Origin of the sequence: uncultured Devosia sp. (assembly GCF_964244875.1) — a bacterium.
Lineage (GTDB): Bacteria > Pseudomonadota > Alphaproteobacteria > Rhizobiales > Devosiaceae > Devosia.
Genome location: NZ_CAXTKA010000009.1, coordinates 115,856 through 138,511, shown reverse-complemented (window position 1 = coordinate 138,511; position 22,656 = coordinate 115,856). Strand labels below are relative to the sequence as shown.

Sequence of the window (22,656 nt, the reverse complement as noted above, 5' to 3'; positions counted from 1 at the left end):
ACAGAAGGCGTTCTGCCAATAGATCAGGCTTCTTCGAAGGTCACCTTGCCTTGGGCATCGAACTGGTACACGTCGTCGCGGAAGCTGACGGTGCCCTGCTTGTTGGCCCAGGCTGTGATGTAAGTGGTATGCAGCGGCACCCGAGCCTTGCACTCAACGTCCAGGCGTTCGTTGGATTCGAAGGTCGTATCGACGCGGGCTTGGTCCCAATCGCCATTGTCGCGCAATAGCCAGTTCACGAGTTGGTTGACGCCTTCGACGCGGACGCAGCCCGACGAGTGGAAACGCGCATTTTCGCCGAACAACGCCTTGGTCGGGGTATCGTGCAGATAGCAGTCGTAGGGATTGTAGAAGTTGATCTTGCAATGGCCCATGGAGTTTTCGGCACCGGGTTCCTGGCGGAACATGTAGTTCACGGCAGCGCCGATATTGGTCCAATCGATGGTGGTCGGCGAAATTTCAGCGCCGCTCCCGTCATAGATATGAATGTTCTGCTTGGTTAGATATTCGGGATCTTCCTGCATATACTTGGTCAGATCGCGCTCGATCAACGACTTGGGCACATGCCAATAGGGGTTGAAGTTGATCTGGCTGACCTTGCTGGCCATGATCGGGGTGGCGCGCTCGACGCGGCCGACGACGGCGGTGTGGCGCTGTTCGACCATGCCGCCGGCAACTGCCTCGATGGTTGCGGCCGGAATGTTGACCACGACATAGCGCTCGGACAGGTTTGCCGCCATGGTCTGGACGCGCTGGAAATTGAGATAGAGCTGGTTGAGGCGGGTCTGTGCCGGAACCGACATGGCGTACCAAGTCGGCTCGTCGACCTGGCCGTTGACGATCAAGCCGTGGCGGGCCTGGAAAGCACGGACGCCGGCGTCGGTTTGCTGGTCGAACATATCATCGACGTTTTCGACCACGGCCATGTCGCCCGACGAAATCAGGCGGCGCTTGACGGCAATATTGGCTTTGCCGCCCTTGCCGATGCTCAGATTATAGGCCTCCTGGGGAATTTCTTCCCAGCCGCCTGCCGCAACGAACGGCTCGTATTGCGAAATCGCCAGTTGCAGATTGTAGGCGGTATCAAATGAGAGAATCGGCTCGTTGGTCTCGATCAGGGCCTGGGCTGCGGCGGTGTTGCCGCCTTGATCGACTTCACGCAGCACCCGATTGCGGGCGAACATGTCAAAGACCGATTCTTCGGCGCGAACGCCTGCCGGCAAAGCAGCCGAAGCTCCGGCCAAAGCAAGTGAACGGAGCAGATTACGTCGATTAAGCCGCATCAAAAGTCACCTAATTGCAGTCAGCGCGAAACGCGTCGATTTTTACCATTGCCCCCGGTTGGTCACAATGTCGGTCAACCGACTGTGAAGCGCAGGAGTCTATAAACCAAGACTACGCGGGAAATGGTTTCGAACCACACAACGACCTCTGTTTATGCCGATTTGCGGCACAAATAAGAAGCGCCGGCACGAAGGCCGGCGTTTGCTTTTAGCTGTGGCGGAAGGGCAACAGGTGCCCTGCCCGCTGCTTTAGAGCTTGTACAGGATCTGATCGACCCAGAAGCGCTCGAGGCGAGCCAGCGCCTTGTTGAGGCCATCGAATTCGTCATCGCCAAGCCCGCCGACCTTGTCGATCGATTTGAGGTGGCGATCGTAAAGCTCGTCAATCACCTCGGCGACTTCCTCGCCCTTGGGGGTCAGCTTGATGCGAACCGAGCGGCGATCGGTGCGGGAGCGTTCCTGGAAGATATAGCCGGTCTCGACCAATTTCTTCAAATTATAGGAGACGTTGGAGCCGAGGTAATAACCGCGGGAGCGCAACTCGCCGGCGGTCAATTCGGCATCGCCAATATTGAACATCAACAGGGCCTGGACGGGATTGATGTCGTCCCAACCCATGCGGTCGAACTCGTCCTTGATCAGGTCGAGCAGGCGACGATGCAAACGCTCGACGCGGGAAACAGCCTCAAGGTAAAGGGGCTTCAGGCTTTGGGTGCGTTCTGGAACCATTGCCTCGGCGGCGTTGGATTTGATTGCCATTTGTGCCTCACTGTTATTCCGACTGTGCGACTTTTCGCATCTCATGAGGCCAAACTACGGCGGTCCAACTAAGATCAGCCTAAGCCACACGCTTAAAACTATCTTACTGGAAAGCAATGAGAATTTGCCTTTATGCTTCGTTACACCGGTGCATAAAGTTGTAACCTAAACGCGGCGTGAACAGGGGAAGCAGCGGGTCAATCCTGCGCCTGGGCGCGGCTGACGCGAATGCCGATGACAAAGATCACGAGGATGGCGACGAGCAGGAGCAGGCGCACGGCAAAACCGAACGCGCTCATGCGAATATCGGGATTGCCAATCAGGTAGAGCAGCAATTCGATGAAGGTTGCCCCCGCGAGCAGGACCGCGCCCCAACTGGCTTTGATCCACAATCCGACGGCGGCAAAGAGCCGGGTCAGCGAGAAAATTGCCAGATAAACGAAACCGGTCAGGCCCAGCGTCGTCACCGGGGAGACATTGCCCAAGCTGACGCCAAGCAGGCGGGCGGCATCGTTGAGCCCGAGCAGCAGGCTGATGATGGCCACGATGCGGATATAGATGGCGATGGTAGGAGCATTGAAATTCATTGCGGTTTTCTAGCCCCTGGGCGGTGCTGCGACAAGCTACGCCTTTATGGGGGCGGTTGGGGCTGGTAACAGGGTTGCGGCAATGGAGAGAACGACGATGGCCGAGCAGTGGAGCAAGCACGACATGGCGTTTCTCGGCGGACGCCGATTGCGCCGGACGCGGCGGACGGCGTGGAGCCGGGCCATGGTGCGCGAAACCGTGTTGACGCCGAGCGATCTGATCTGGCCGCTGTTCGTCATCGAGGGTCATAGCGAACGAACGGCAATCCGCACCATGCCGGGGGTGGAGCGGTTGAGCGTGGACCTGTGCGTGGCGGCGGCCCGGGAGGCGCGGGATGCCGGCATCCAAGCGCTGGCGCTGTTTCCCAATACGCCGGAGCACTTGCGCGGCGAAAACGGGGCCGAGGCCTATAATCCGGACAACCTGATGTGCAGGGCGCTGAGCGCGATCAAGAGCGCGGTGCCCGAAATCGGCCTGATTGCCGACGTGGCACTGGACGAATATTCCAGCGACGGCCAGGACGGGCTGGTGCGCGACGGCGAGGTGCTCAACGACGAGACCATCGCGGTGATGATTCGCTCGGCGCTGGTGCAAGCGCGGGCGGGCGCGGACATCATCGCGCCGTCGGACATGATGGACGGTCGTGTGGGCGCGATCCGAAGGGCGCTTGACGCCGAGGGGCATGAGCACACCCAGATCATGGCCTATGCGGCCAAGTATGCGTCGTTCTTTTACGGGCCGTTTCGCGAGGCCGTCGGCTCCGGCGCCCGGCTGAAGGGCGACAAGACGACCTATCAACTCGACTACGCCAATTCCGACGAAGCGCTGCGCGAGATCGCCCAGGATATCGAGGAAGGCGCCGACAGCGTGATCGTCAAGCCGGGAATGCCCTATCTGGATATCGTGCGCCAGGCGAAGGACGCGTTCAACATTCCGATCTACGCCTACCAGGTGAGCGGGGAATTCGCGATGATCGAGATGGCGGCGGCGGCGGGCGCAATCAATCGCAGGGGGGCGATGCTGGAGAGCCTTCACGCCTTCAAGCGGGCAGGCGCCAACGGGGTATTGACCTACTTTGCGCTGGAGGCGGCGCGGGAACTGGGCCGATAGGCGGCAATAATGTGCCCTGCCCTCTTGCGTGAGCGGATGGGCGTAACAATCTGATTGCGCATGGACCAGAGCTATATCGCCCAACCCGAATTGCCCGACCCCTCGAGTGCGCCCGCGCTGTTCGAAGGGCTGCTGACGCGACGCGTCGTGGCCCATGTCATCGACCTGTTCATCATGGGCGTGATGATCATGGCGTTCAGCATTATCGGGCTGATCGGGGGACTTGTGACGTTCGGGCTGGCCTGGCTGGCGCTGGTCGTGGTCGTGCCGGCCACGGTCGTGTTGTATTACGCGGCGACGCTGGGTTCGGCCAGGCGCGCGACGATCGGCATGCAGATGACGGATATCGTTTTGACGCCGACGCGCGGGCAGCCACTGGACGGTCCGATGGCGCTGGTTCATGCCGGCGTGTTCTGGATCACCATCTGGATTTCCTTGCCGATCTCGTTGGTGTTCGTGCTGTTCACGCCCCGTCGGCAGATGATCCACGACTTGATCGTGGGCACATTGATGGTGCGGCGCTCGCCGATGGAGCGCCATTGGCGGGGCAATTCCCAAGTGTATTGAACCGTTGCGGACCACGGGCAGTGGGTCTAGACTGTCGCAATGCCATGGCAATGCCAATAGATGACCGACCAGACCCCGGAAACCACGCAACTGTTTCTGACCGCGGCCATGCCATGCCCTTATCTTGCGGGCAAGCAGGAGCGGAAGCTGTTCACCCATCTGACCGGGCGACGCGCGTCGAACCTGCATCACCTGCTGAGTGAAAACGGGTTTCGGCGCAGCCAGAACCTGATCTATCGACCGGCTTGCGAAGGCTGCAATGCCTGCCAGTCGGTGCGGATCGTGGCGGATGCATTCGAGCCGTCGGGGCGGTTTCGGCGGGTGGCGGGGAAAAACGCCGACCTGCTGATCGATGTGCGGCCGCCGACGGCAACCAGCGAGCAATATGATCTGTTCAAGCGCTACCTGGAAACGCGCCATGCCGGGGGCGGCATGAACCAGATGAGCTTTGTCGACTACGAATACATGGTCGAGGATACGCCGGTGCAATCGGTGCTGGTGGAATACCGGTTGCGCGAACATCCGGATCAGCCCTTGGTCGCGGTGGCGCTGACCGACGTGATGCCCGACGGGCTGTCCATGGTCTACAGCTTTTACGATCCTGATCTCGCTCATCGCAGCCTGGGGACTTTCCTCATCCTCGACCACATCGCGCAAGTGCGATCGGCCGGGCTAGGATATGTCTATCTGGGGTACTGGGTAAAAGATTCCCCGAAAATGGCGTATAAGGCGGACTATCAGCCTTTGCAGGTGCAACGAGGTCCGCTGGGGTGGTGCGCTCTCTAGGGGCGAGGGCATTCCAACACCCTCGATGTCATTCCGGCGAAGACCGGCATCCAGCTCGATGTATGCAACGGCCGCAGGTCGCCGAGCAATTCTGCGGCGGCTACGCCATCTTGCGGCGTAGGGCGTGATCTCGGGATGGGCCCCGGCCTCCGCCGGGGTGACACCGAGTTTTTGGAGGCATCCTGCTCTAAAGCCTCACACCTCCAGATCAAAGACGATCAAACCGTCCCGGCCACCTTCGAGGGCGGCGACGAGGCGGGAGCCGGCGGCCTGGTGGGCGGGGTCGGTGAGGTAGGCATCGCGGGCGGTGGCATCGCGCAGGTCCATGATGAAGCCGTCGTGGTAGCCCTTGCCGAGGCCTTCGGGGGAGACGTTAGGGCCGAATTTGGCGGAGAGCAGGCCGGGGATAGCACCGACGAGGGCGTTGAGCTGGGCGTAGATGCCTTCGCGTTCGGATTGCGGGACATCGGGGCGGAATTTGAAGAAGACGCAGTGGCGGATCATATAACTTCCAGTTCTGGTCTTCCTTCTCCCCGCGTGGGAGAAGGTGCCCGAAGGGCGGATGAGGGGGATTTGAAGTTTCAGCAAGCCCCCCTCATCCGTCTGCTGCGCAGCCACCTTCTCCCACGAGGGGAGAAGGGGAGCCGGTGATTGGGGCAACGCTGGTGGCCGGTTTGTGCCTACCCCACGAATTTGTTGTTTCTCGGGAAGCCGTTGGGGGGCTGCCGGCCGGCCGTGGCGCGGTCGGCTAGCCAGTCGGTGAGTTCTTCCATGGGTTTGGTATAGGTGCGGCCGGAGCTGTCGGTCCAGGTCAGGCCATCGGCGGCGTAGAAGGTTTTGAGGTCGGAGACGCCGCCGTCCTTGTAGCGTTGCAGGCGGACGCCTTTTCCGCGAGTCATTTCAGCCAGTTGCACCAAAGGGAACACCAAAAGCTTGCGGTTTTGCCCGATAATGGCGACGCGGTCACCGTTAAGCGGGATCAGCAGTTTGGCTTCGTCGGGGGCGGTAACGTTGAGGATTTGCTTGCCCTTGCGGGTGTTGGCGATCATTTCGTCTTCGGCGACGATGAAGCCATAGCCGACCGATGAGGCAATGATGCGCTTGGCGCCGGGGCGATGGATGAACAGATCGAGGATGTCCTGGCCTTCCTCGATATCGACCATGATGCGCACCGGCTCGCCCTGGCCTCGACCGCCGGGCAGCTTGTCGCCGCCCAGTGTATAGACCTTGCCGCCGGTGGTCAGCAGCAGGAGCTTGTCGGTCGTCTGGGCATTGAAACGGTGCTTGAGACGATCGCCGGCCTTGAAGCCCTTGTCGTCGAGCTCGGCATTGTGGCCCTTGAGCGCGCGAATCCAGCCTTTTTCGGAAAGGACGATGGTAATCGGCTCGCGCTCGATAAAGGCCTCGGTGACCTCAGCGTGGTTGGCATCGGGCATGTCGCCGAACATGGAGCGGCGACCGCCAAGCGGGTGCAGCGCGCCATTGGCGTCGAACATCGGATAGGCTTTTTTCAGCGCCTCGACCTGCTTGGCGATTTCTCCCCATTGGCGCTTGTCGGAGGCGAGCAGAGCTTGCAGGCGACCGCGCTCGTCTTCGAGGTTATTGTGCTCCTGGCGCAGCTCGATCTCCTCCAGCTTGCGCAAGGAGCGCAGGCGCATGTTGAGGATCGCTTCGGCCTGGTTGTCGGTGAGCGAAAAGGTGCTCATCAGCATCGGCTTGACCTCATCCTCTTCGCGGATGATGCGGATCACCTCGTCGAGGTTGAGATAGGCGATGATGTAGCCTTCGAGCACTTCGAGACGGCTGGCGATCTGTTCGAGGCGATAGCTGGTGCGGCGCTGGAGCACGATCTTGCGGTGATCGAGCCAGGCGCGCAAGGCATCGCCCAGGTTCATGACGCGGGGCACGGTGCCTTTGTCGAGCACGTTGAGATTGAGCGGGAACCGGACTTCGAGATCGGTGGTGCGGAACAATTGCTCCATCAAGATGGTGGCGTCGACCGTGCCGGCGCGCGGTTCCAGCACGAGGCGGATGTCGTCGGCGCTTTCGTCGCGCACGTCCTTGAGCAGCGGCAATTTCTTGGCCAGCAGCAGCTCGGCGATCTTTTCGACCAGCCGCGATTTCTGGATGCCATAAGGGATCTGGGTGACGATAATCTGATAGACGCCGCGGGCTTTTTCTTCCTTTTCCCAGATGGCGCGCAGCCGAAACGAGCCACGTCCGGTCTGGTAGGCGTTGACGATGGCCGAGCGGGTCTCGACCAATTGCCCGCCGGTGGGGAAATCGGGGCCGCGCACCAGATCGTCGGCGCCGAGCGGAGTGGACAGGTCGTGATGGATCAGTTCATCGACGCTCGCCGCGGGATTGTGGATCAGCTTGAGCGCGGCATTGCACAGCTCGACGAGGTTGTGCGGCGGCACGGACGTGGCCATGCCGACGGCGATGCCGGTGGAGCCGTTGGCCAGGAGATTGGGGAAATTGGCGGGCAGGACGACGGGCTCTTCGTCTTCGCCGTCATAGGTGGGTTTGAAATCGATGGCGTTCTCGCCGATGCCCTCGAGCAGGCGGGTGGCCACATCGGTCATGCGCGACTCGGTGTAGCGCATGGCGGCGGCGCTATCGCCATCGATATTGCCGAAATTGCCCTGGCCATCGACCAGCGGGTAACGCAGGGCAAAATCCTGGGCGAGCCGGACCAGGGCGTCATAGATCGACTGGTCGCCATGGGGATGGAACTTGCCGATGACGTCGCCGACGATGCGGGCGGATTTCTTGTAGCCCTGGTTGGGATCGAGCTTGAGCAGGCGCATGGCGTGGATGATGCGGCGATGCACGGGCTTGAGGCCGTCACGGGCGTCGGGGAGCGCGCGCTGGGTGATCGTGGACAGGGCGTAGGACAGATACCGCTCCTCGAGCGCCGCGCGCAGATCGACGATGCGCTGATCATCGGCGGGAGGAAGGGTATCGGATGCGGCCATGGCGTCGGGTCTCGGGAGAACGAATCAGGAAGATAGTTTAACGGCTGGGACAAGCCCAACACGAATCGTGTTGCCCCCGGTTGGCGTTGTACACGGTTTATAGACGTGCCAAAGCGCCGCCTGCGCTGCGGTTATCGTGTGGGTAGACGGGCCCCGAGGCGGCTTTCGCCCCGAAGTTTTGAAAATAGTGAGACGCCAGTCGCCTCGGGGCGCCGGTTTTTGGAGCAGTTCCGGTTGCTCGCGCCCCGTGATCGCTCGCCACGGTGCGGCCGGTCCTCGAACCTGCGCGACAGGCAAAGACGCGCCCGGCTCACCCCGCCACTGTTCGCCTGCAGGCCGCCCATGCGGGGTGATGGGTGGAGTATAGGGCGGAATTTGGGTGGGGGGATAAGGGGGATAGATGGGGGCACGCCCTCGTGGTTCGAGCCCCGGGTTAAACCCGGGGTCGCACCTCACCATGAGGGCTACTCTACAATCCGTTCTCAGCCAGCGCCCCAGTAGTCCTCATGGTGAGGTGGGAGCGAAGCGACCCTCGAACCACGAGGACGTGGCAAGATGCAGCCGTCACAACCACCTTGCGGCCGTGGCGGCATCTCGGGATGGGTACCGGCCTGCGCCGGTATGACACCGAGTTTGTGGAAACTCCGAGCCACGGGGCGGGAGCACCGCGCTCAATCGTCGTGCTTCGTCAAACTCGCAATCAGCGCGTCGCGCACGGATGGTACGGGAATGCCGCGTGGCCCCCAGACGTGCAGTTCAAGGAAATGGCCGGTGAGCCGGAAGGCGTTGGCAATGTCGTCGGGGGCGGCGTTGCCGCGGTGGGTGAGGCAGGCGGCGAGGGGCAGGAGGCGATCGAGATAGGGCTGGGCGGCGGCAGCGGAGACGGCGCGGCCGGATTTGGGGGAGACGTGGGTGAGGTCGGTCGTGGCGCCGGTGGCAGCGCAGCTGGTGAGGTCGAGCCCAAAGCCGAGTTCGTCGAGGACGGCGAGTTCGAAGCGAGCGATGGCGGCGCCGTCGGGGGTGGTATCAAGCAGCGTCAGGGCCATGGCGAGGAGGCGGTCATGGGGATCGCGCTCGGGGAAGAGGTGGAGCAGTTCGCAGATCAACTGGCTGGCATAGAGGCGGGTACGGTCGGCGATGAGATCGGCGGCGCGGGCGGTGAGCAGTTCGACGGCGAAGGTGCCCAGATGCTCTTGCAGGCGGGCGCGCCAGACCAGTTGGACGGTATTGCCGGGCTGGAAGATGGCGGCGGTCCTGGGAGCACGGCCACCACGGACAAGGCCCAGCCAGCGGCCGCGGCCGGCGACCATGGCCTCGGCGATAAGGCTGGTTTCACCGTGGCGGCGGACACCGATCAGCAGGCCTTCACCGGTCCATTCCATGTCAAACTCTGTGGCACGCCCTCGTGGTTCGAGGCTCGCAAGGGCTCGCACCTCACCATGAGGGCTACTGGTTGTCTTGCCGAACGTTAGAAGACCTCATGGTGAGGTGCGCGGCGCAGCCGAGCCTCGAACCACGAGGTCTGGCGCGCCATGTTGTCACTTCTTCCCATGCGGGTATTCCAGGCCCATTTCGCGGTAGCGCTCGGGGTCGTCGCCCCATTTTTCGCGGACCTTGACGAAGAGGAAGAGGTGGATGGGCACGTCGTACATGTCCATCAGTTCCTTGCGCGATTCCTGGCCGATGGTCTTGATGGTCTGGCCGCCGGCGCCGAGGACGATCTTCTTGTGAGTGTCACGGGTGACGTAGATGACCTGGTCGATCTTGTAGGAGCCGTCTTTCTGGATCTTGAAACTCTCGGTTTCGACGGTGGAATTGTAGGGAATTTCGTCGTGGATGCGCAGGAACAGCTTCTCGCGGGTAATCTCGGCGGCGGTGATGGCCATGGTGAGATCGGTCAGGTGATCCTCGGGGAAATGCCAGGGGCCGGGCGGGATATGCTTGATGCACCAGTCCATGAAATCCGGCACGCCATCGCCCTTGAGGGCGGAAATCATGAACGTGGCTTCAAAGCGCAGCTTGGCATTGATGGTTTCGGAGAGCTTCAGCAGGTGCTCGCGCTTGACCGCATCGACCTTGTTGAGGATGAGAATCCTGGGATGGCGGACATTGTCGAGACCTTCCAGCAAAGATTCCAGGTCCGGCGTCAAACCCCTTTCCGCATCGACGATAAAGGCGACGATGTCGGCGTCCCCTGCCCCGCCCCAGGCGCTATCGACCATGGCGCGATCAAGGCGCCGCTTGGGGGAAAAAATGCCGGGCGTGTCGATGAACACCAGTTGGGCCTTGTCGAGCGTGACGACGCCACGAACCTGCGAGCGGGTGGTCTGAGCCTTGTGGGTGACGATGGAGACCTTGGTGCCGACCAGGGCGTTGAGCAGGGTGGACTTGCCGGCATTGGGCGCGCCGACGAGGGCGATGAAGCCGCAGGCGGTGTCGGAGGAAAGGTCGGTCATCGGGGGGCTTTCATGGCGGTTCCTGCCAGACCTGTTGGCGGATCAGGAACAGTTCGGCGGCCTTGTGCTCGGCGATCTTCTTGGACGGGCCGATGGCGCTGATGGTGTCATAATCTCCCAAGGCGACGGAAATGGTGAATTCGGGAGCATGATCGGGACCGGTGCGCTCGGTCTGGATATAGGCGGGCGGCTCGAGGCCGCGTGCCTGGGCCCATTCCTGCAGCGTGGTCTTGGCATCGGCCCGGTCGCCCTGCCCTTCCACAAGCTGGTCGCCGAACATGCGCTCGACGAACTCATAGGCCTTGCCAAGGCCGCCGTCGCAATAGATGGCGCCGATGACCGCTTCGGCGACGTCGCCCAGGATGGCTTCCTTGGCGGCGCCGCCGGTGCGGGCCTCGCTGGCGCCCAGGTTCATCTCAGTGCCAAGATCGAGCTGGCGGGCGATGATGGCGCAGGTTTCCTTGCGCACCAAAGTGTTGAGGGTGCGCGACAGTTCGCCCTCGTTCGCCTTGGGCAGGCGGCGATAGAGCATATCGGCGACGACCAGACCGAGGACGCGATCGCCGAGGAACTCCAGACGTTGATAGGAGCGCTCGATGCGCTTGGCGGGCGAGAGGGCGCTGGAATGGGTCAGGGCGCGGTCCAGAAGGTCGGGATCGGCGAAGCGGTAGCCCAGCCGATGCTCCAGACCTGCATGGGAGCGGGCGCGCTGTTTCACTGCGTGATTTTGGGCGTGTAATTGTAGATCGACTGGAACATGCGATCCCAACGGACATTGGCCGGCCACTGCCAGATCTGCCAGGGCGGAATATTGTCGTTGATGGAGAAGAAGCGCGCCTCGGCCTTGGCGATCAGGTTGGTGGCGGGAACATAGCCGACCGATTGCAGCACCCGGCTATCGGCGGAGCGATCGCGATTGTCGCCCATCATGAAATAATGGCCGGCGGGAACGACATATTCCTGGGTATTGTCGAGCTGGGCGTCGTCCGAAATTTCCTGAATGGTGTGGGTGGTGCCTTCGGGGAAGGTCTCGGTATAGACGGTGACTTCGCGATCATCGCCAGTGCTGTCGGTGTCGATGGTCTTGCCGACTTCCTGGCGTTCGACCATGACGTCGTTGATATAGAGGCGGCCGGCCTTCATCTGGATACGATCGCCGGGCAGGCCGACGACGCGCTTGATGTATTCGACATCCTGCGGCACCGGGCGGAACACGGCGACATCGCCGCGGTTGGGCTCGCGGCCCAGGATACGGCCCGAAATGGGCAGCTCGAAATCGAGCGCGGTGAAATTGCCGTAGCGGCCGAGCGAGAAGGAATGCTTGCCGTAGCCCCAGACCCATTTGTTGGCGACGAAGTAATCGCCAATCATCAGGGTCTGCTGCATGGAGCCGGTGGGAATGGAAAACGGCTGGTAGAGGAACGAGCGCAGCACGATGGCAATCAGCAGCGCCTCGACCACGACCACGATGGTATCCCACCATTCGTTGCTCGCGGAGGTCTTGGCTTTGTTGATGGGCTGGCTCATGAATATCCCCGGATCGGTGCAGGCAGACGGTTAGATCGCTCTGGCTTCGATTGCAATCGAAGCTGCGCGATCGGCTCTATTTTGTCGCAAGCCCTGGTTCGAAAATTGTCTTCTCGGGAGCCGGCTTATGGTTTGCTCGCCTGCGCAATGGGCAGGGCTTCAATGATGACGAAGGCCTGGGCGAGGCCAGCGTCATCGGTGATGGTCAGGTGGATGTGGGGAACGTGGCCGGCCGGCACAAGGCGCGCGAGGGCTTTGGCGGCCCCATTGGTCAGATGCATGGTCGGTTTGCCCGATGGCAGGTTTACCACGCCCATGTCGCGCCAATAAACGCCGAAACTAAGGCCGGTTCCCAAGGCTTTGGAGCAGGCCTCCTTGGCGGCAAAGCGCTTGGCATAGGAGGCGGCGCGCTGGGCGCGGCGATCGGACTTGCGGCGTTCGATCTCGGTGAAGCAGCGGTTGGTGAAGCGGGTGCCGTAACGCTCGATGGTGTTGGCGATGCGGTGGATCTGGATGAGGTCGGAGCCGAGACCGAGGATCATGGTATGGCTCCTGTGTGTGGGAGGGACCCCCACCTAGCCTCCCCCTGGGAGGGGGAGGGACAGATTTGGGCTTGTGGCTCGATGGTGCCCAGGCAGCCGGCCTGGCTCCTCCCCCTAGCAGGGGGAGGTTGGGTGGGGGTCTCTGTCACAGCGCTCACTTTACCCCCTGGATGCCGCGGCTGCCGGGCTTGACGGGGGGGATGGCGGCGAGGGCGGGGGGGAGGTCGTCGGGGGGATAGGCGGGGACTTGGTATTGGATGAGGCTGACCAGCGGGACGCCGACATCGGCCTCGCCGGCGGAGCGGTCGATCAGGCAGGCGGCGGCGGTCACGTTGGCGCCGATCGAGCGCAGTGCGGTGACGCATTCGCGGATGGAGAGGCCGGTGGACACGATGTCCTCGACGACGATGACCCTGTCATCGCGCGAGATCTCGAAGCCACGGCGCAGTTCGAACTTGCCGTCGACGCGCTCGGTATAGAGCGCAGGAACGTTCAAATGGCGCGCGGTTTCGTAGCCGGGGATGATGCCGCCAATGGCGGGGGAGACGACCTTGGTGACGTTGCCGAAGCCCTTGGCATGAATTTTGTCGGCCAGTGCCTTGCAGAGCTTTTCGGTCTGGTGGGGGTATTGAAAGACCTTGGCCTTTTGCAGGAAGACGGGTGAGCGCAGGCCCGAAGACAGGATGAAGTGGCCCTCCAGCATGGCACCGCAGTCGCGGAAGATTGCCAGCACCTCGTCCTTATTCATCAGTGTCTCTCCGTTCGATGCGGCCGTCCCATTCCAGCGTCGAAATCATGCCGGCTTCGCGCACGCCGGCGCGCTGGACGGAAGACAGGCCGGGACCGCGCTTGAGGGTTGCCAGAACATCGGTGAGTTGCGCAAGGTCGCGGACTTCGATTTCAAAGATCATCTGGTGGAAATCGGGCGAAATCATCCGCATGACGAGATTGTTGATGTTGGCCTCGCAGGCGGCGATGGCCGAGGAAATCTGCGCCAGCGAGCCGGGCTTGTTGACGCTCTCCATGGTGACGACGGTGGGATAAAGTTTGTCGTCGCCGGCGGCAAGGTTCCAACGCACATCGACCCAAGCCACGTCGTTGTCGTGCATTTCGACCAGGGCTTCGGAATGGATGGGATAGACCAGCATGGCCTTGTCGGGCTGCATGATGCCGACGAGGCGGTCGCCGGGCACCACGCCCTCGTTGGAAATCTGTACCTCGGTGTGAAAATCGAGCTGGCGCATGGCCAGCTTGGCGCGCGAGCCGGCCTTCTGGCCGCCGGGGACGCGGAAGCGGAACATGTTGTTGGAGCGCAACGCGAACCAGCCGTCGGCGGTATCGGCTACCGGCAGGTCGAGCTTGCGGCGGCGCTTGCGCAGCCCCTTGATGCGGGCCAGTTCATTGCCCAAAGGCTCGCTGCCGATCTTGCCCTCGCCGACGCCGATCAGCAGTTCGCGGCGGCTGGAGGCGCCCAGGGATTCGGCGAGCGCCTTGGCTTCGCTATCGTCCAGCGACACGCCTTCGCGCTCCAGCAGCATGGAAAGGACGTGTTCGCCCATGGCAAACGTGCGCTGGGCGGCAGCATTGCGCACGGCGCGGCGAATGGCGGCGCGAGCCTTGCCGGTGGCCGCGATGCCGATCCAGTTGGAGGGCGGCATGTGGTTCTGGTCGCGGATGATCTCGACTTCGTCGCCGCTGCGCAATTGGGTGACGAGCGGCAGGATGGCGCCGTTGATCTTGGCGCCGACGCAGGTATCGCCAATTTCAGTATGCAGGGCATAGGCGAAATCGATAGGCGTGGCGCCGCGTGGCAGGGCAATCAGCCGGCCTCTAGGAGTAAAGCAGAACACCTGGTCCTGGAACAGTTCCAGCTTGGTATATTCGAGAAAGTCCTCGCTGGAGGAGCCAGCGGTGAGGTGGCCGATGGTGGTGCGCAGCGAGCCATAGGCCTGGGACTCGTTTTCCAGGCGATTGAGATCGGCGGAGGCGCCATCCTTGTAGAGCGCGTGGGCGGCGATGCCGTATTCGGCGATCCGGTCCATTTCCTCGGTGCGCACCTGCAATTCGGCGCGTTGGCGGCCGGGGCCGACAATGGTGGTGTGGATAGAGCGGTAGTCATTGTGCTTGGGGACGGAGATGTAGTCCTTGAAGCGGTTGGGCACGACCTTCCACTTGGTGTGAACGACCCCGATGGTGCGGTAGCACTCCTCGACCGAGCCGACGATGACGCGGAAGCCGATCATATCCGAGAGCTGTTCGAGAGCGATGGATTTGCGCTCGATCTTGTTGAAGATCGAATAGGGCGATTTGACGCGCGCCTTGACCCGGGCGGAAATGCCCTCGGTGGCGAGGCGTTCGCTGAGCTCCGTGGAGATGGTGGAAATGGTCTCGCGGTATTCGGCCTGCATCTCGTCGAGGCGCGAAATGATGGCGGTGTAGTGATCGGGCTGCAGGATCTTGAAGGAAATATCCTCAAGCTCGTTGCGCATGTCCTGCATGCCCATGCGCCCGGCCAGCGGGGCATAGATATCCATGGTTTCCTGGGCAATACGGGTGCGCTTTTCGGGCGGCATGTATTGCAGGGTGCGCATGTTGTGCAGGCGATCGGCGAGCTTGACGAGCAAGACGCGAACGTCCTGGGAAATGGCGAGCAGCAGCTTGCGCAGGTTTTCGGCCTGGGCCTCCTCGCGCGACACCAGGTTGAGGCGATCGATCTTGGTCAGGCCATCGACAATGGCGCCGATTTCAGGGCCGAACAGTTGGTCGATCTCGGCGCGAGTGGCGTCGGTGTCCTCGATGGTGTCGTGCAAGAGGCCCACGACGATGGAGGCATCATCGAGCTTGAGCTCGGTCAGGATGGCGGCGACTTCGAGGGGATGGTTGAAATAGGGATCGCCTGAAGCGCGCTTTTGCGAGCCATGCTTTTGCATGGCGTACACATAGGCCTTGTTCAAAAGCTGCTCGTCGACGTCCGGGTTATAGGCCTGGACGCGCTCGACGAGTTCGTACTGTCGCATCATGGATTGGGTGCCGCTCGCTCTGCAGGCAAGCTTAGCGTTTTGAGGGGAAATGGGAAGGGCGGGATGACGATTGGTTGACGGCAAGTGGAAGGTAGATTTTACGGCTCTATCGTCTCCTCGCCCCTCAGGGGAGAGGGTAGCGGCGCCGGGAGCGAAGCGACCTGGCAGAGCTAGGGTGAGGGGTGCGGTGCTGGGCCATTTTCGATGTGGCGGCATCGCGCCCCTCACCCGGCGCTGCGCGCCGACCTCTCCCCGCAGGGGCGAGGTGAGCAAGGGCAACGACCTAGTCTGATAAAAACACCCCCGGCCGACGCCGAGGGTGAAGAATGTATCGTGCCTGCGGACCACCTGGGCCATTCGAGCGTAGCTCTCATGGCCTATCCGCCTAAAATCGCTCCACCGGAGCGATTTTGCGCAAGCGCCGGCGTCTAGTCATCGCGGCGTTCGGGGGGCGCGAGACTTTCGATGCCGCGGAGGAGTTCGTCTTCGCTCATGGTGTCGAAGCTGAGGGCATCGTCGTCATTGCCGTTTTCGATCATGGGCGCGGCATGCTGTTCGGGTTCGTCGACCTCGACATATTTCTGCAGCGAGTGGATCAGGTCCTCGTGCAGGTCATCGGGGGAAATGGCGCCGTCGCCGATTTCACGCAGGGCCACGACGGGGTTCTTGTCGTTGTCGCGCGATACGGTGATCTGGGCGCCGGACGAAATCATGCGCGCACGGTGAGCGGCCATGAGTACGAGATCGAAGCGGTTCTCGATCTTTTCAATGCAGTCTTCAACGGTGACGCGGGCCACGGACGTCTCCACACTTGGGGGAATGAACGGGTTCCTTACACGAGCAAGGCGGCGGACACAAGGTTGCGCGTCCAGCGAAGTGCGCCCTACCCTGCGGCACTGTCGACACAAAGGCCACACGAGTTAACTTGCGCAGAGCGGGGCAAATGTGCCAATACCAAGGGCAAGTTAAAGTCTTCTGCGGAATTTATTAGGCGCTGATCGGTTGCGTCGCGGTTTCAGGGCTCGCAGGCCCGCATTGGAGTTTGCATGGCGATAGATGCTCGAGAAAAAATCGTGCTGTTCATCGACGGGGCGAATCTTTACGCGACATCGAAGGCGATCGGCGTCGACATCGATTACCGGCGGCTGCTGGCCGAATTCAGTGCCAAGGCGTATCTGCTGCGCGCCAATTATTATACGGCACTGGTCGAGGACCAGGAATATTCCTCGATCCGTCCGCTGATCGACTGGCTGGATTACAACGGCTTCACGGTGGTGACCAAGCCGGCCAAGGAATTCACCGACGCCAGCGGGCGCCGCAAGATCAAGGGCAATATGGACATCGAGCTGTGCGTCGATGCGCTCGAACTGGCCCCATATTACGATCACATGGTGCTGTTTTCCGGCGACGGGGATTTTACGGCGCTGGTGGCGGCGTTGCAGCGCAAGGGCAAGCGGGTGACGGTGGTGTCGACGCTGGCGAGCTCGACGCCGATGATTTCGGACGACCTGCGGCGGCAGGCCGATTTTTTCATGGATGTGGCGGACCTGGCCAAAAGCGTCGGGCGGCCGCCCAGTACGCGGCCGGTGGCGCCGGTTATGGCGTCGGTGGTGGTTAGCGAAGAGCAGTAGGCACTATCGGGGCACGCCCTCGTGGTTCGAGGCTCGCAAGGGCTCGCACCTCACCATGAGGGATACTGGCAATTGGGCCCAGAACGTCCAGCAAATCGCGATAAAGCAGTAGCCCTCATGGTGAGACGGGAGCGTAGCGAGCCTCGAACCACGAGGGCGTGGCACGCTATCCCCGCCCGCCGTCTTTCATGATGCGGGCCTTGTCGCGGTTCCAGTCGCGGTCGCGTTCGGTTTCGCGTTTGTCGTAGTTCTTCTTGCCCTTGCCCAGGCCGATCAGGACCTTGGCGCGGCCCTGGTCGTTGAAGAACAGCTTGAGCGGCACGATGGTGTTGCCGGCGCGCGAAACTTCGCTGTCGAGATGGGCCAACTGCTTTTTGGAAACGAGCAGTTTGCGGGGGCGCTTTTCCTCGTGGTTGAAGCGGTTGGCCTGCAGGTATTCAGGGATGTGGGCGTTGATCAACCAGAGTTCGCCCTTTTCGGGAGAGGCATAGGACTCGGTGATCTGGGCCTTGCCCAGGCGCAGGGATTTGACTTCGGTACCGGTCAGGACCAGCCCGGCCTCGAAGGTTTCGCCGATGGCATAGTCATAGCGCGCGCGACGGTTTTCGGCCACGAGGCCGTGGCTGATGACGCCGTTTTTGGCTTTGTCGTTTTTGGGGCCAGCCATAAAATCCTCAGATCAGCCCGGCATGGGCCAGGGCGGTATCGATGGCCTCCTGCGTGGCGCGGGTGACCGGCACCAAAGGCAGGCGCAATTCATTGGCACACAGGTTCAACCGATTGGCGGCGTATTTGAGGCCGGTCGGATTGGGCTCGAGGAACAGGGTGCGATGGAGCGGGGCGAGTTTGTCCTGCACGGCCAAGGCCGATGCGTAATCGCCGGCGAGGCAGAAGGCCTGCATCTGGGCGCAAAGGCGCGGGGCGATGTTGGCGGTAACCGAAATACAGCCCGTGCCGCCATGGGCATTGAAGCCCAGCGCGGTAATGTCCTCGCCCGACAGCAGAATGAAATCGGCCCCCAGGGCAGCGCGTTGCAGGCTGGCGCGGCCAAGATCGGCAGTCGCGTCCTTGACGCCCACGATGTTGGCATGGGCATCGCGCAGGCGCGCAATGGTATCCACGCTCAGATCCACCACCGTGCGACCGGGAACGCTATAGAGAATGACCGGCAGGCCGATGGCGCCAGCAACGGCGGAAAAATGCTGGAACAGGCCCTCCTGGTTGGGGCGATTGTAATAGGGCACGACCGAGAGCACGGCGTCGGCGCCGGTCTGTTCGGCAAAGCGGGCCAGCGACACCGCCTCGGCGGTCGAATTGGAGCCGGCGCCGGCGATGACCGGCACGCGGCCCTTGGCGACTTCGACGCAGAGCTGGACGACTCGGCGATGTTCTTCATGCGAAACGGTAGGGTTTTCGCCCGTCGTGCCCATGGGAACGAGGCCGTCCGAGCCTTCGGTGATCTGCCAGTCGACAAAGGCCGAGAAGGCTTTCTCATCGACGGCCCCGTTGATGAAGGGGGTCATGAGCGCCGTGATGGAGCCTCTCAGCATGGTCGAAAAATCCTCGTTGGATGCCACAGTTCAGCCGTGGGGAAATGTCATGACGCGCCTTGGCCCTGCCCAGGGTGGCTGGCCGATTGACGCGGCGCACCATACTTTTTGTTCGCCGCCATCACAAGACGAGCCGGGACACAAACCGGCGCGGATCACTGGGGGAAACCAGTTGTTCACCCAGATGGGGTAACTTCGGGTTAACCGCAAGGATGGGACCGCCCTTGCTCGAAAGGTCAGCACGCAGATGAGCATGGGCGTTCGGGCAGGTCTATTCGTTCTGGTTTTGGGCGTGGCGGGCCTTGTGTCCCTGGCGCCCGCAGTGACCAACGACGCCATCGACCAGACGACGACCGGCTCCATCCATGCGGAGGGTGCCGTCAGCAATCCATTGCAGGGATCGGCGGACTTTCGCGCTGTCTTGGCTGTGTTGGATGGTGGCGACGGCGCCGAAGCCTACGGGCTGGCGCGGGCGTTGCACAGCGCCACCGAGCGCCGGGCCGTACAGTGGGCGGCGATCAATTTTCATGGCGAGGCAATCGATTACCCGAGCGTAGCGCGGTTTGCCGCCGATGCGCCGGGGTTTGCAGCGCCGGCATTTTACCAGACGCGGCTGGAGCAGTCGCTGGCCGAGGCCAAGCCGGCAGGCGCGGAGGTGATCGCACGGTTGGGCGGGACGGTGCCCAATACGGCGGATGCACGGATCATGCTGGCGCAGGCTTACCTGGCAGACGGGCAAAGCGAGCGCGCGACCGGATTGGCGCGGACCCTGTGGACCGAGGAATTCCTGAGCGTCGAGCAGGAAAAGCAGGTGCTGGACACGCTGGGGGGCCTGCTGAACCGGGAGGCGCATTGGGCGCGGGCCGTGCATCTGATGATGCATGACCGGGCGGCGGGCAGCGAGCGGTTGCTGGCGTTTCTGAATGCGGGACAACAGTCGCTGGTGGTGGCGCGCGCGGCGGTGTCGCGCAACGATGCGGACGCCAAGACCAGGCTGGATGCGGTCGATCCGGCCTATCAAAACCATCCGGTGTTCGTGTTTTCGCGGGCGCAACGGGCGCGGCAGTTCGAACTGTGGGACAGCGCCATCGACTGGCTGGCCAAGGCGCAGGGCGAGCTGCCCGATGCGGCCGAGTGGTGGTATGAGCGGCGCACGTTGATGCGGGCACTGCTCAATATCGGCAAGCCGGAGCTGGCATACAAGGCGGCAGCGGGATTTACCCAGGGGCCGGACGGCCGATTGGTCGAGGCGCAGTTCCAGGCGGGGTTCATCGCGCTGTCGTTTCTCAAGGATGCAGCGGCGGCCAAGGGGCATTTTGTCGAAATGCGCAGGCATTCGACCCTGCCCGACAGCATAACGCAGGCCAATTACTGGCTGGCGCGGGCGGAAGTGGCGCTGGGCGACAGCGCCGGGGCGAAGGCGGCTTACGCGGTGGCGGCCGAGCATGGCACGGTTTATTATGGGCTGTTGGCCCGAGCGGCGTTGGGGAAAAGCGGGGTCGACCTGCGCCCCCTGCCCGCCTGGCAAGCCAGCGAGACGCTGTTCGAGGCCAACGAGGTTATTCGGGCGGTGCGGCTGCTGGCCGCGAACGGGCATAGCGCCTGGGCGGTACCACTGTTGCGCTATCATGCGCAGGGGCTGAAAACCGGTGGCGAGTTGCTGCTGGCAGCGCGGCTGGCGCAAGCGATCGGGGCGCATCATCTGGCGATCGCCATTGCCGGGGACGCGGACAAGCTGGGGTTTGCGCTGGATGTGTTCAGTTTTCCCCAGGACGGGCTGCCTGCCGACACGCCGCTCCATGCGGATCGCGCGGCGGTCTATGCGATCACGCGGCAGGAATCGATGTTCCAGGTCGATGCGATCTCGCCGGTGGGCGCGCGCGGGCTGATGCAGCTGATGCCAGGCACCGCCGAGGACACGGCGCGCAAGATTGGCGTGGATTACTCGGCGGCGCGGCTGACCAGCGATCCGGCTTATAACGCATTGCTGGGTTCGAGCTATCTGGGCACGCAACTGGCGCGTTATGAAGGATCGCTGCTGCTGGCAGCGGCGGCCTATAATGCGGGGCCCGGCAATGCCAGCAAGTGGCTGGGTGCCTATGGCGATCCGCGCGCGGAGACAGTGGATCCGGTGGTGTGGGTGGAGCTGATCCCGTTTCAGGAGACGCGAAAATATGTGCAGCGGGTCCTGGGCAATTACCTGGTCTATCGGCAACGGCTCGGCGACGGCGACATGACCATCACCCAGGCGTTGCGCACGATCCGCTAGGGGCGCAATTTTGGGCTTGAGCGGGTCGGCCCGCTGCCCGTAAATGGGCGCGTAACCGAGTATGTCCCCATGCCGCCCAAGCGCAAGATTCCCGCCGAGCATGTTGCGTTCGCAGCCTTGCCGGTGCAGATGGTGACGCTGGGCGGTGGAGCGCTACGGGCGGCGGTTCACCTCAGCGGTACGCTGTCGAGCCGGCGCATTCCCGTGGTGTGCCTGCCCGGCTATCAGCGCAACATGGCCGATTTCACTGAGTTTGCCAGCTATTTCGGGCGCGTGGGCGGCGGCGCATGGCCGGTGGTGCTGATCGACCTGCCGGGACGAGGGCGCAGCGACAGCCGCGCGAATGCAGACGATTACGGCTCGCCCCGCGATGCGCGCGATGTGGCGGCCATATTGAGCGCGTTGGGCATCGGGCGCGCGATCCTGGTGGGCCAGGGATATGGCGGGCAGGTCAGCATGGCCCTGGCTGCGGCCCATCCGCTGCTGATCGCCGGGGCGGTGCTGCTGGATGCGGGACCGGTAACGGATTCGCGCGGCGTGGTGCGGCTGCGCAATAATTTGCGGCATGTGGAGAGCCTGCGTGGCACCAAGGCGGTCGTGGCGGGTTTTCGCAAGATGCTGCTGGGCGCTTATCCCGGCAGCAGCGAAAGCCAGCTCGACAGGCTGATGGGCCGGAGCCATGGTTTCGACAAGCGCGGGCGCGCTTGGCCGCTGCACGACCAGCGGCTGATTGCGGCGCTCGAAGCGTTCAGTTTCGACGATGTGCTGGCGGCGCAATGGCCGCTGTTCGACGCGCTGCGAGGGATACCGCTGATGCTGTTGCGCACGCAGTTGACCGACCAGGTGCGGCGCGAAACCTTTGAGGAGATGGTGCGGCGGCGGCCCGACGCGGTGGCCTTGACCATAGCGGGCCAGGGATCGCCGGCGCTGTTCGACCAGCACCAGGATATCGAGGCCGTAGCACAGTTCGTACTGGGCGTGAGCCGGCGGGCGCTCGGCAAGGCGGCCTGAGGCCGATGGCGCATCAGGCGACCTTTGAGGGCACCGTGGCATGATGGCTGGCCAGCGTGGCGGCCTGGCGCATCCATTGTTCGCGGCTGACGCGGCCTTTGAAGCCGAGCTTATTGTCCATCCAGTCCGCATCGGCCTGGGTCCAGGCGGCGATCTGGTCGTAATGGTAGATGCCGATGTCGTTGAGGATGGCCTCGATCTTGGGACCGACGCCCTTGATGGCCTGCAGATCGTCCTTGGTGCCGTCGCAGGGACTTGGCAGGGATTGGGGCCGGGGATCGGCCGCGAGCGGTTTCACCGCACGGGTGGTGGTGGCCATGGCGAGGCGGGCGGCATGTGTCGGACCGGGGCGCATGACAGGGGGCAACGTGGTCAGGGACTGATGGACGCGCAGGCTTGACCAGGCGCGGTGCAACCGATGACCCAGAACGCAACCGGCGACATAGGCCAGCAGCAGCAATGTCGCAAGCTCGGCAATGTTGGCGACATTGAACATGCCGGGCAATCCCTAGCGTTCCGGGGCCACGAAATTCAGCCAGCCGGTGACCAGGCCGATGGCGCCGGCACCAGCCAGATAGG

At 62.7% G+C, this 22,656-nt stretch carries 22 protein-coding genes; 6 read left to right on the top strand and 16 right to left on the bottom strand.

Features of this window, described 5'->3' with window-relative positions:
* Nucleotides 1–23: 23 nt before the first annotated feature.
* The 3 genes from ACFE8X_RS12185 to ACFE8X_RS12175 form a co-directional block, all read right to left on the bottom strand.
* Nucleotides 24–1,184: a murein L,D-transpeptidase gene (locus ACFE8X_RS12185; RefSeq protein ID WP_375451746.1), complete on the bottom strand. Its 1,161-nt coding sequence runs from the start codon at nt 1,182–1,184 to the stop codon at nt 24–26.
* Between the two features lie 348 nt (nt 1,185–1,532).
* Nucleotides 1,533–2,042 (bottom strand): transcriptional regulator LdtR, encoded by a 510-nt coding sequence (ldtR, locus tag ACFE8X_RS12180; RefSeq protein ID WP_299752654.1) that lies wholly within the window; start codon nt 2,040–2,042, stop codon nt 1,533–1,535.
* Nucleotides 2,043–2,239: 197 nt separating this feature from the next.
* Entirely contained in the window at nt 2,240–2,629 is a 390-nt protein-coding gene (locus ACFE8X_RS12175; protein WP_375451745.1) for a hypothetical protein, read from the bottom strand.
* Nucleotides 2,630–2,726: 97 nt separating this feature from the next.
* Here ACFE8X_RS12175 and hemB point away from each other — a divergent pair, with 97 nt between their 5' ends.
* From hemB to ACFE8X_RS12160, 3 genes are read left to right on the top strand one after another with little or no spacing between them, the layout of a single operon-like run.
* On the top strand, nt 2,727–3,740 hold the full coding sequence (gene hemB, locus ACFE8X_RS12170; protein ID WP_375451744.1) for a porphobilinogen synthase: 1,014 nt from the start codon (nt 2,727–2,729) through the stop codon (nt 3,738–3,740).
* Nucleotides 3,741–3,800: 60 nt separating this feature from the next.
* Nucleotides 3,801–4,307, top strand: coding sequence for an RDD family protein (locus ACFE8X_RS12165; RefSeq protein ID WP_375451743.1), 507 nt, complete (start codon nt 3,801–3,803; stop codon nt 4,305–4,307).
* Between the two features lie 60 nt (nt 4,308–4,367).
* Nucleotides 4,368–5,093: an arginyltransferase gene (locus ACFE8X_RS12160; protein ID WP_375451742.1), complete on the top strand. Its 726-nt coding sequence runs from the start codon at nt 4,368–4,370 to the stop codon at nt 5,091–5,093.
* Between the two features lie 195 nt (nt 5,094–5,288).
* Here the strand turns inward: ACFE8X_RS12160 and ACFE8X_RS12155 are convergent, their stop codons facing one another.
* The 10 genes from ACFE8X_RS12155 to rpoZ form a co-directional block, all read right to left on the bottom strand.
* Nucleotides 5,289–5,597, bottom strand: coding sequence for a Dabb family protein (locus ACFE8X_RS12155; RefSeq protein ID WP_375451741.1), 309 nt, complete (start codon nt 5,595–5,597; stop codon nt 5,289–5,291).
* A gap of 176 nt (nt 5,598–5,773) precedes the next feature.
* Entirely contained in the window at nt 5,774–8,071 is a 2,298-nt protein-coding gene (gene parC, locus ACFE8X_RS12150) for a DNA topoisomerase IV subunit A (protein ID WP_375451740.1), read from the bottom strand.
* 671 nt (nt 8,072–8,742) lie between these two features.
* Nucleotides 8,743–9,453, bottom strand: coding sequence for a DNA repair protein RecO (gene recO / locus ACFE8X_RS12145; protein WP_375451739.1), 711 nt, complete (start codon nt 9,451–9,453; stop codon nt 8,743–8,745).
* Between the two features lie 156 nt (nt 9,454–9,609).
* Nucleotides 9,610–10,527: a GTPase Era gene (era, locus tag ACFE8X_RS12140; protein ID WP_375451738.1), complete on the bottom strand. Its 918-nt coding sequence runs from the start codon at nt 10,525–10,527 to the stop codon at nt 9,610–9,612.
* Between the two features lie 10 nt (nt 10,528–10,537).
* Nucleotides 10,538–11,245 carry a ribonuclease III gene (gene rnc, locus ACFE8X_RS12135; RefSeq protein ID WP_375451737.1) on the bottom strand — a complete coding sequence of 236 codons (708 nt, stop codon included), beginning with the start codon at nt 11,243–11,245 and terminating at the stop codon, nt 10,538–10,540.
* On the bottom strand, nt 11,242–12,054 hold the full coding sequence (gene lepB / locus ACFE8X_RS12130) for a signal peptidase I (protein WP_375451736.1): 813 nt from the start codon (nt 12,052–12,054) through the stop codon (nt 11,242–11,244). The genes rnc and lepB overlap by 4 nt, the downstream gene beginning before the upstream one ends.
* A gap of 125 nt (nt 12,055–12,179) precedes the next feature.
* Entirely contained in the window at nt 12,180–12,596 is a 417-nt protein-coding gene (gene acpS / locus ACFE8X_RS12125) for a holo-ACP synthase (RefSeq protein ID WP_375451735.1), read from the bottom strand.
* A 154-nt stretch (nt 12,597–12,750) separates the two neighbouring features.
* Entirely contained in the window at nt 12,751–13,344 is a 594-nt protein-coding gene (gene pyrE / locus ACFE8X_RS12120) for an orotate phosphoribosyltransferase (RefSeq protein WP_375451734.1), read from the bottom strand.
* Nucleotides 13,337–15,616, bottom strand: a complete 2,280-nt coding sequence (locus ACFE8X_RS12115; protein WP_375451733.1) for a RelA/SpoT family protein — start codon at nt 15,614–15,616, stop codon at nt 13,337–13,339. Before ACFE8X_RS12115 ends, pyrE begins: the two co-directional genes overlap by 8 nt.
* Before the next feature lie 428 nt (nt 15,617–16,044).
* A complete protein-coding gene (gene rpoZ / locus ACFE8X_RS12110; RefSeq protein ID WP_375451732.1) occupies nt 16,045–16,413 on the bottom strand; it encodes a DNA-directed RNA polymerase subunit omega in 369 nt (122 codons plus the stop codon).
* A 249-nt stretch (nt 16,414–16,662) separates the two neighbouring features.
* Between rpoZ and ACFE8X_RS12105 the strand changes: the two genes are divergently transcribed.
* Nucleotides 16,663–17,247, top strand: coding sequence for an NYN domain-containing protein (locus ACFE8X_RS12105; RefSeq protein ID WP_375451731.1), 585 nt, complete (start codon nt 16,663–16,665; stop codon nt 17,245–17,247).
* A 166-nt stretch (nt 17,248–17,413) separates the two neighbouring features.
* Here ACFE8X_RS12105 and smpB read toward each other — a convergent pair whose 3' ends face one another.
* On the bottom strand, nt 17,414–17,914 hold the full coding sequence (gene smpB / locus ACFE8X_RS12100; protein ID WP_375451730.1) for an SsrA-binding protein SmpB: 501 nt from the start codon (nt 17,912–17,914) through the stop codon (nt 17,414–17,416).
* Nucleotides 17,915–17,921: 7 nt separating this feature from the next.
* Complete coding sequence (gene dapA / locus ACFE8X_RS12095) at nt 17,922–18,797, bottom strand: 4-hydroxy-tetrahydrodipicolinate synthase (RefSeq protein WP_375451729.1); 876 nt, start codon at nt 18,795–18,797, stop codon at nt 17,922–17,924.
* 247 nt (nt 18,798–19,044) lie between these two features.
* On the opposite strand from dapA, the gene ACFE8X_RS12090 reads away from it, so the two are divergent.
* Both ACFE8X_RS12090 and ACFE8X_RS12085 read left to right on the top strand, forming a co-directional pair.
* Nucleotides 19,045–21,066 (top strand): transglycosylase SLT domain-containing protein, encoded by a 2,022-nt coding sequence (locus tag ACFE8X_RS12090; RefSeq protein ID WP_375451728.1) that lies wholly within the window; start codon nt 19,045–19,047, stop codon nt 21,064–21,066.
* A 69-nt stretch (nt 21,067–21,135) separates the two neighbouring features.
* The gene (locus ACFE8X_RS12085) at nt 21,136–22,077 is read left to right on the top strand and encodes an alpha/beta fold hydrolase (RefSeq protein WP_375451727.1); all 942 of its coding nucleotides are present in this window, start codon (nt 21,136–21,138) and stop codon (nt 22,075–22,077) included.
* 13 nt (nt 22,078–22,090) lie between these two features.
* On the opposite strand, the gene ACFE8X_RS12080 is transcribed toward ACFE8X_RS12085, so the two are convergent.
* Nucleotides 22,091–22,573 carry a hypothetical protein gene (locus ACFE8X_RS12080; RefSeq protein WP_375451726.1) on the bottom strand — a complete coding sequence of 161 codons (483 nt, stop codon included), beginning with the start codon at nt 22,571–22,573 and terminating at the stop codon, nt 22,091–22,093.
* Nucleotides 22,574–22,656 lie beyond the last annotated feature (83 nt).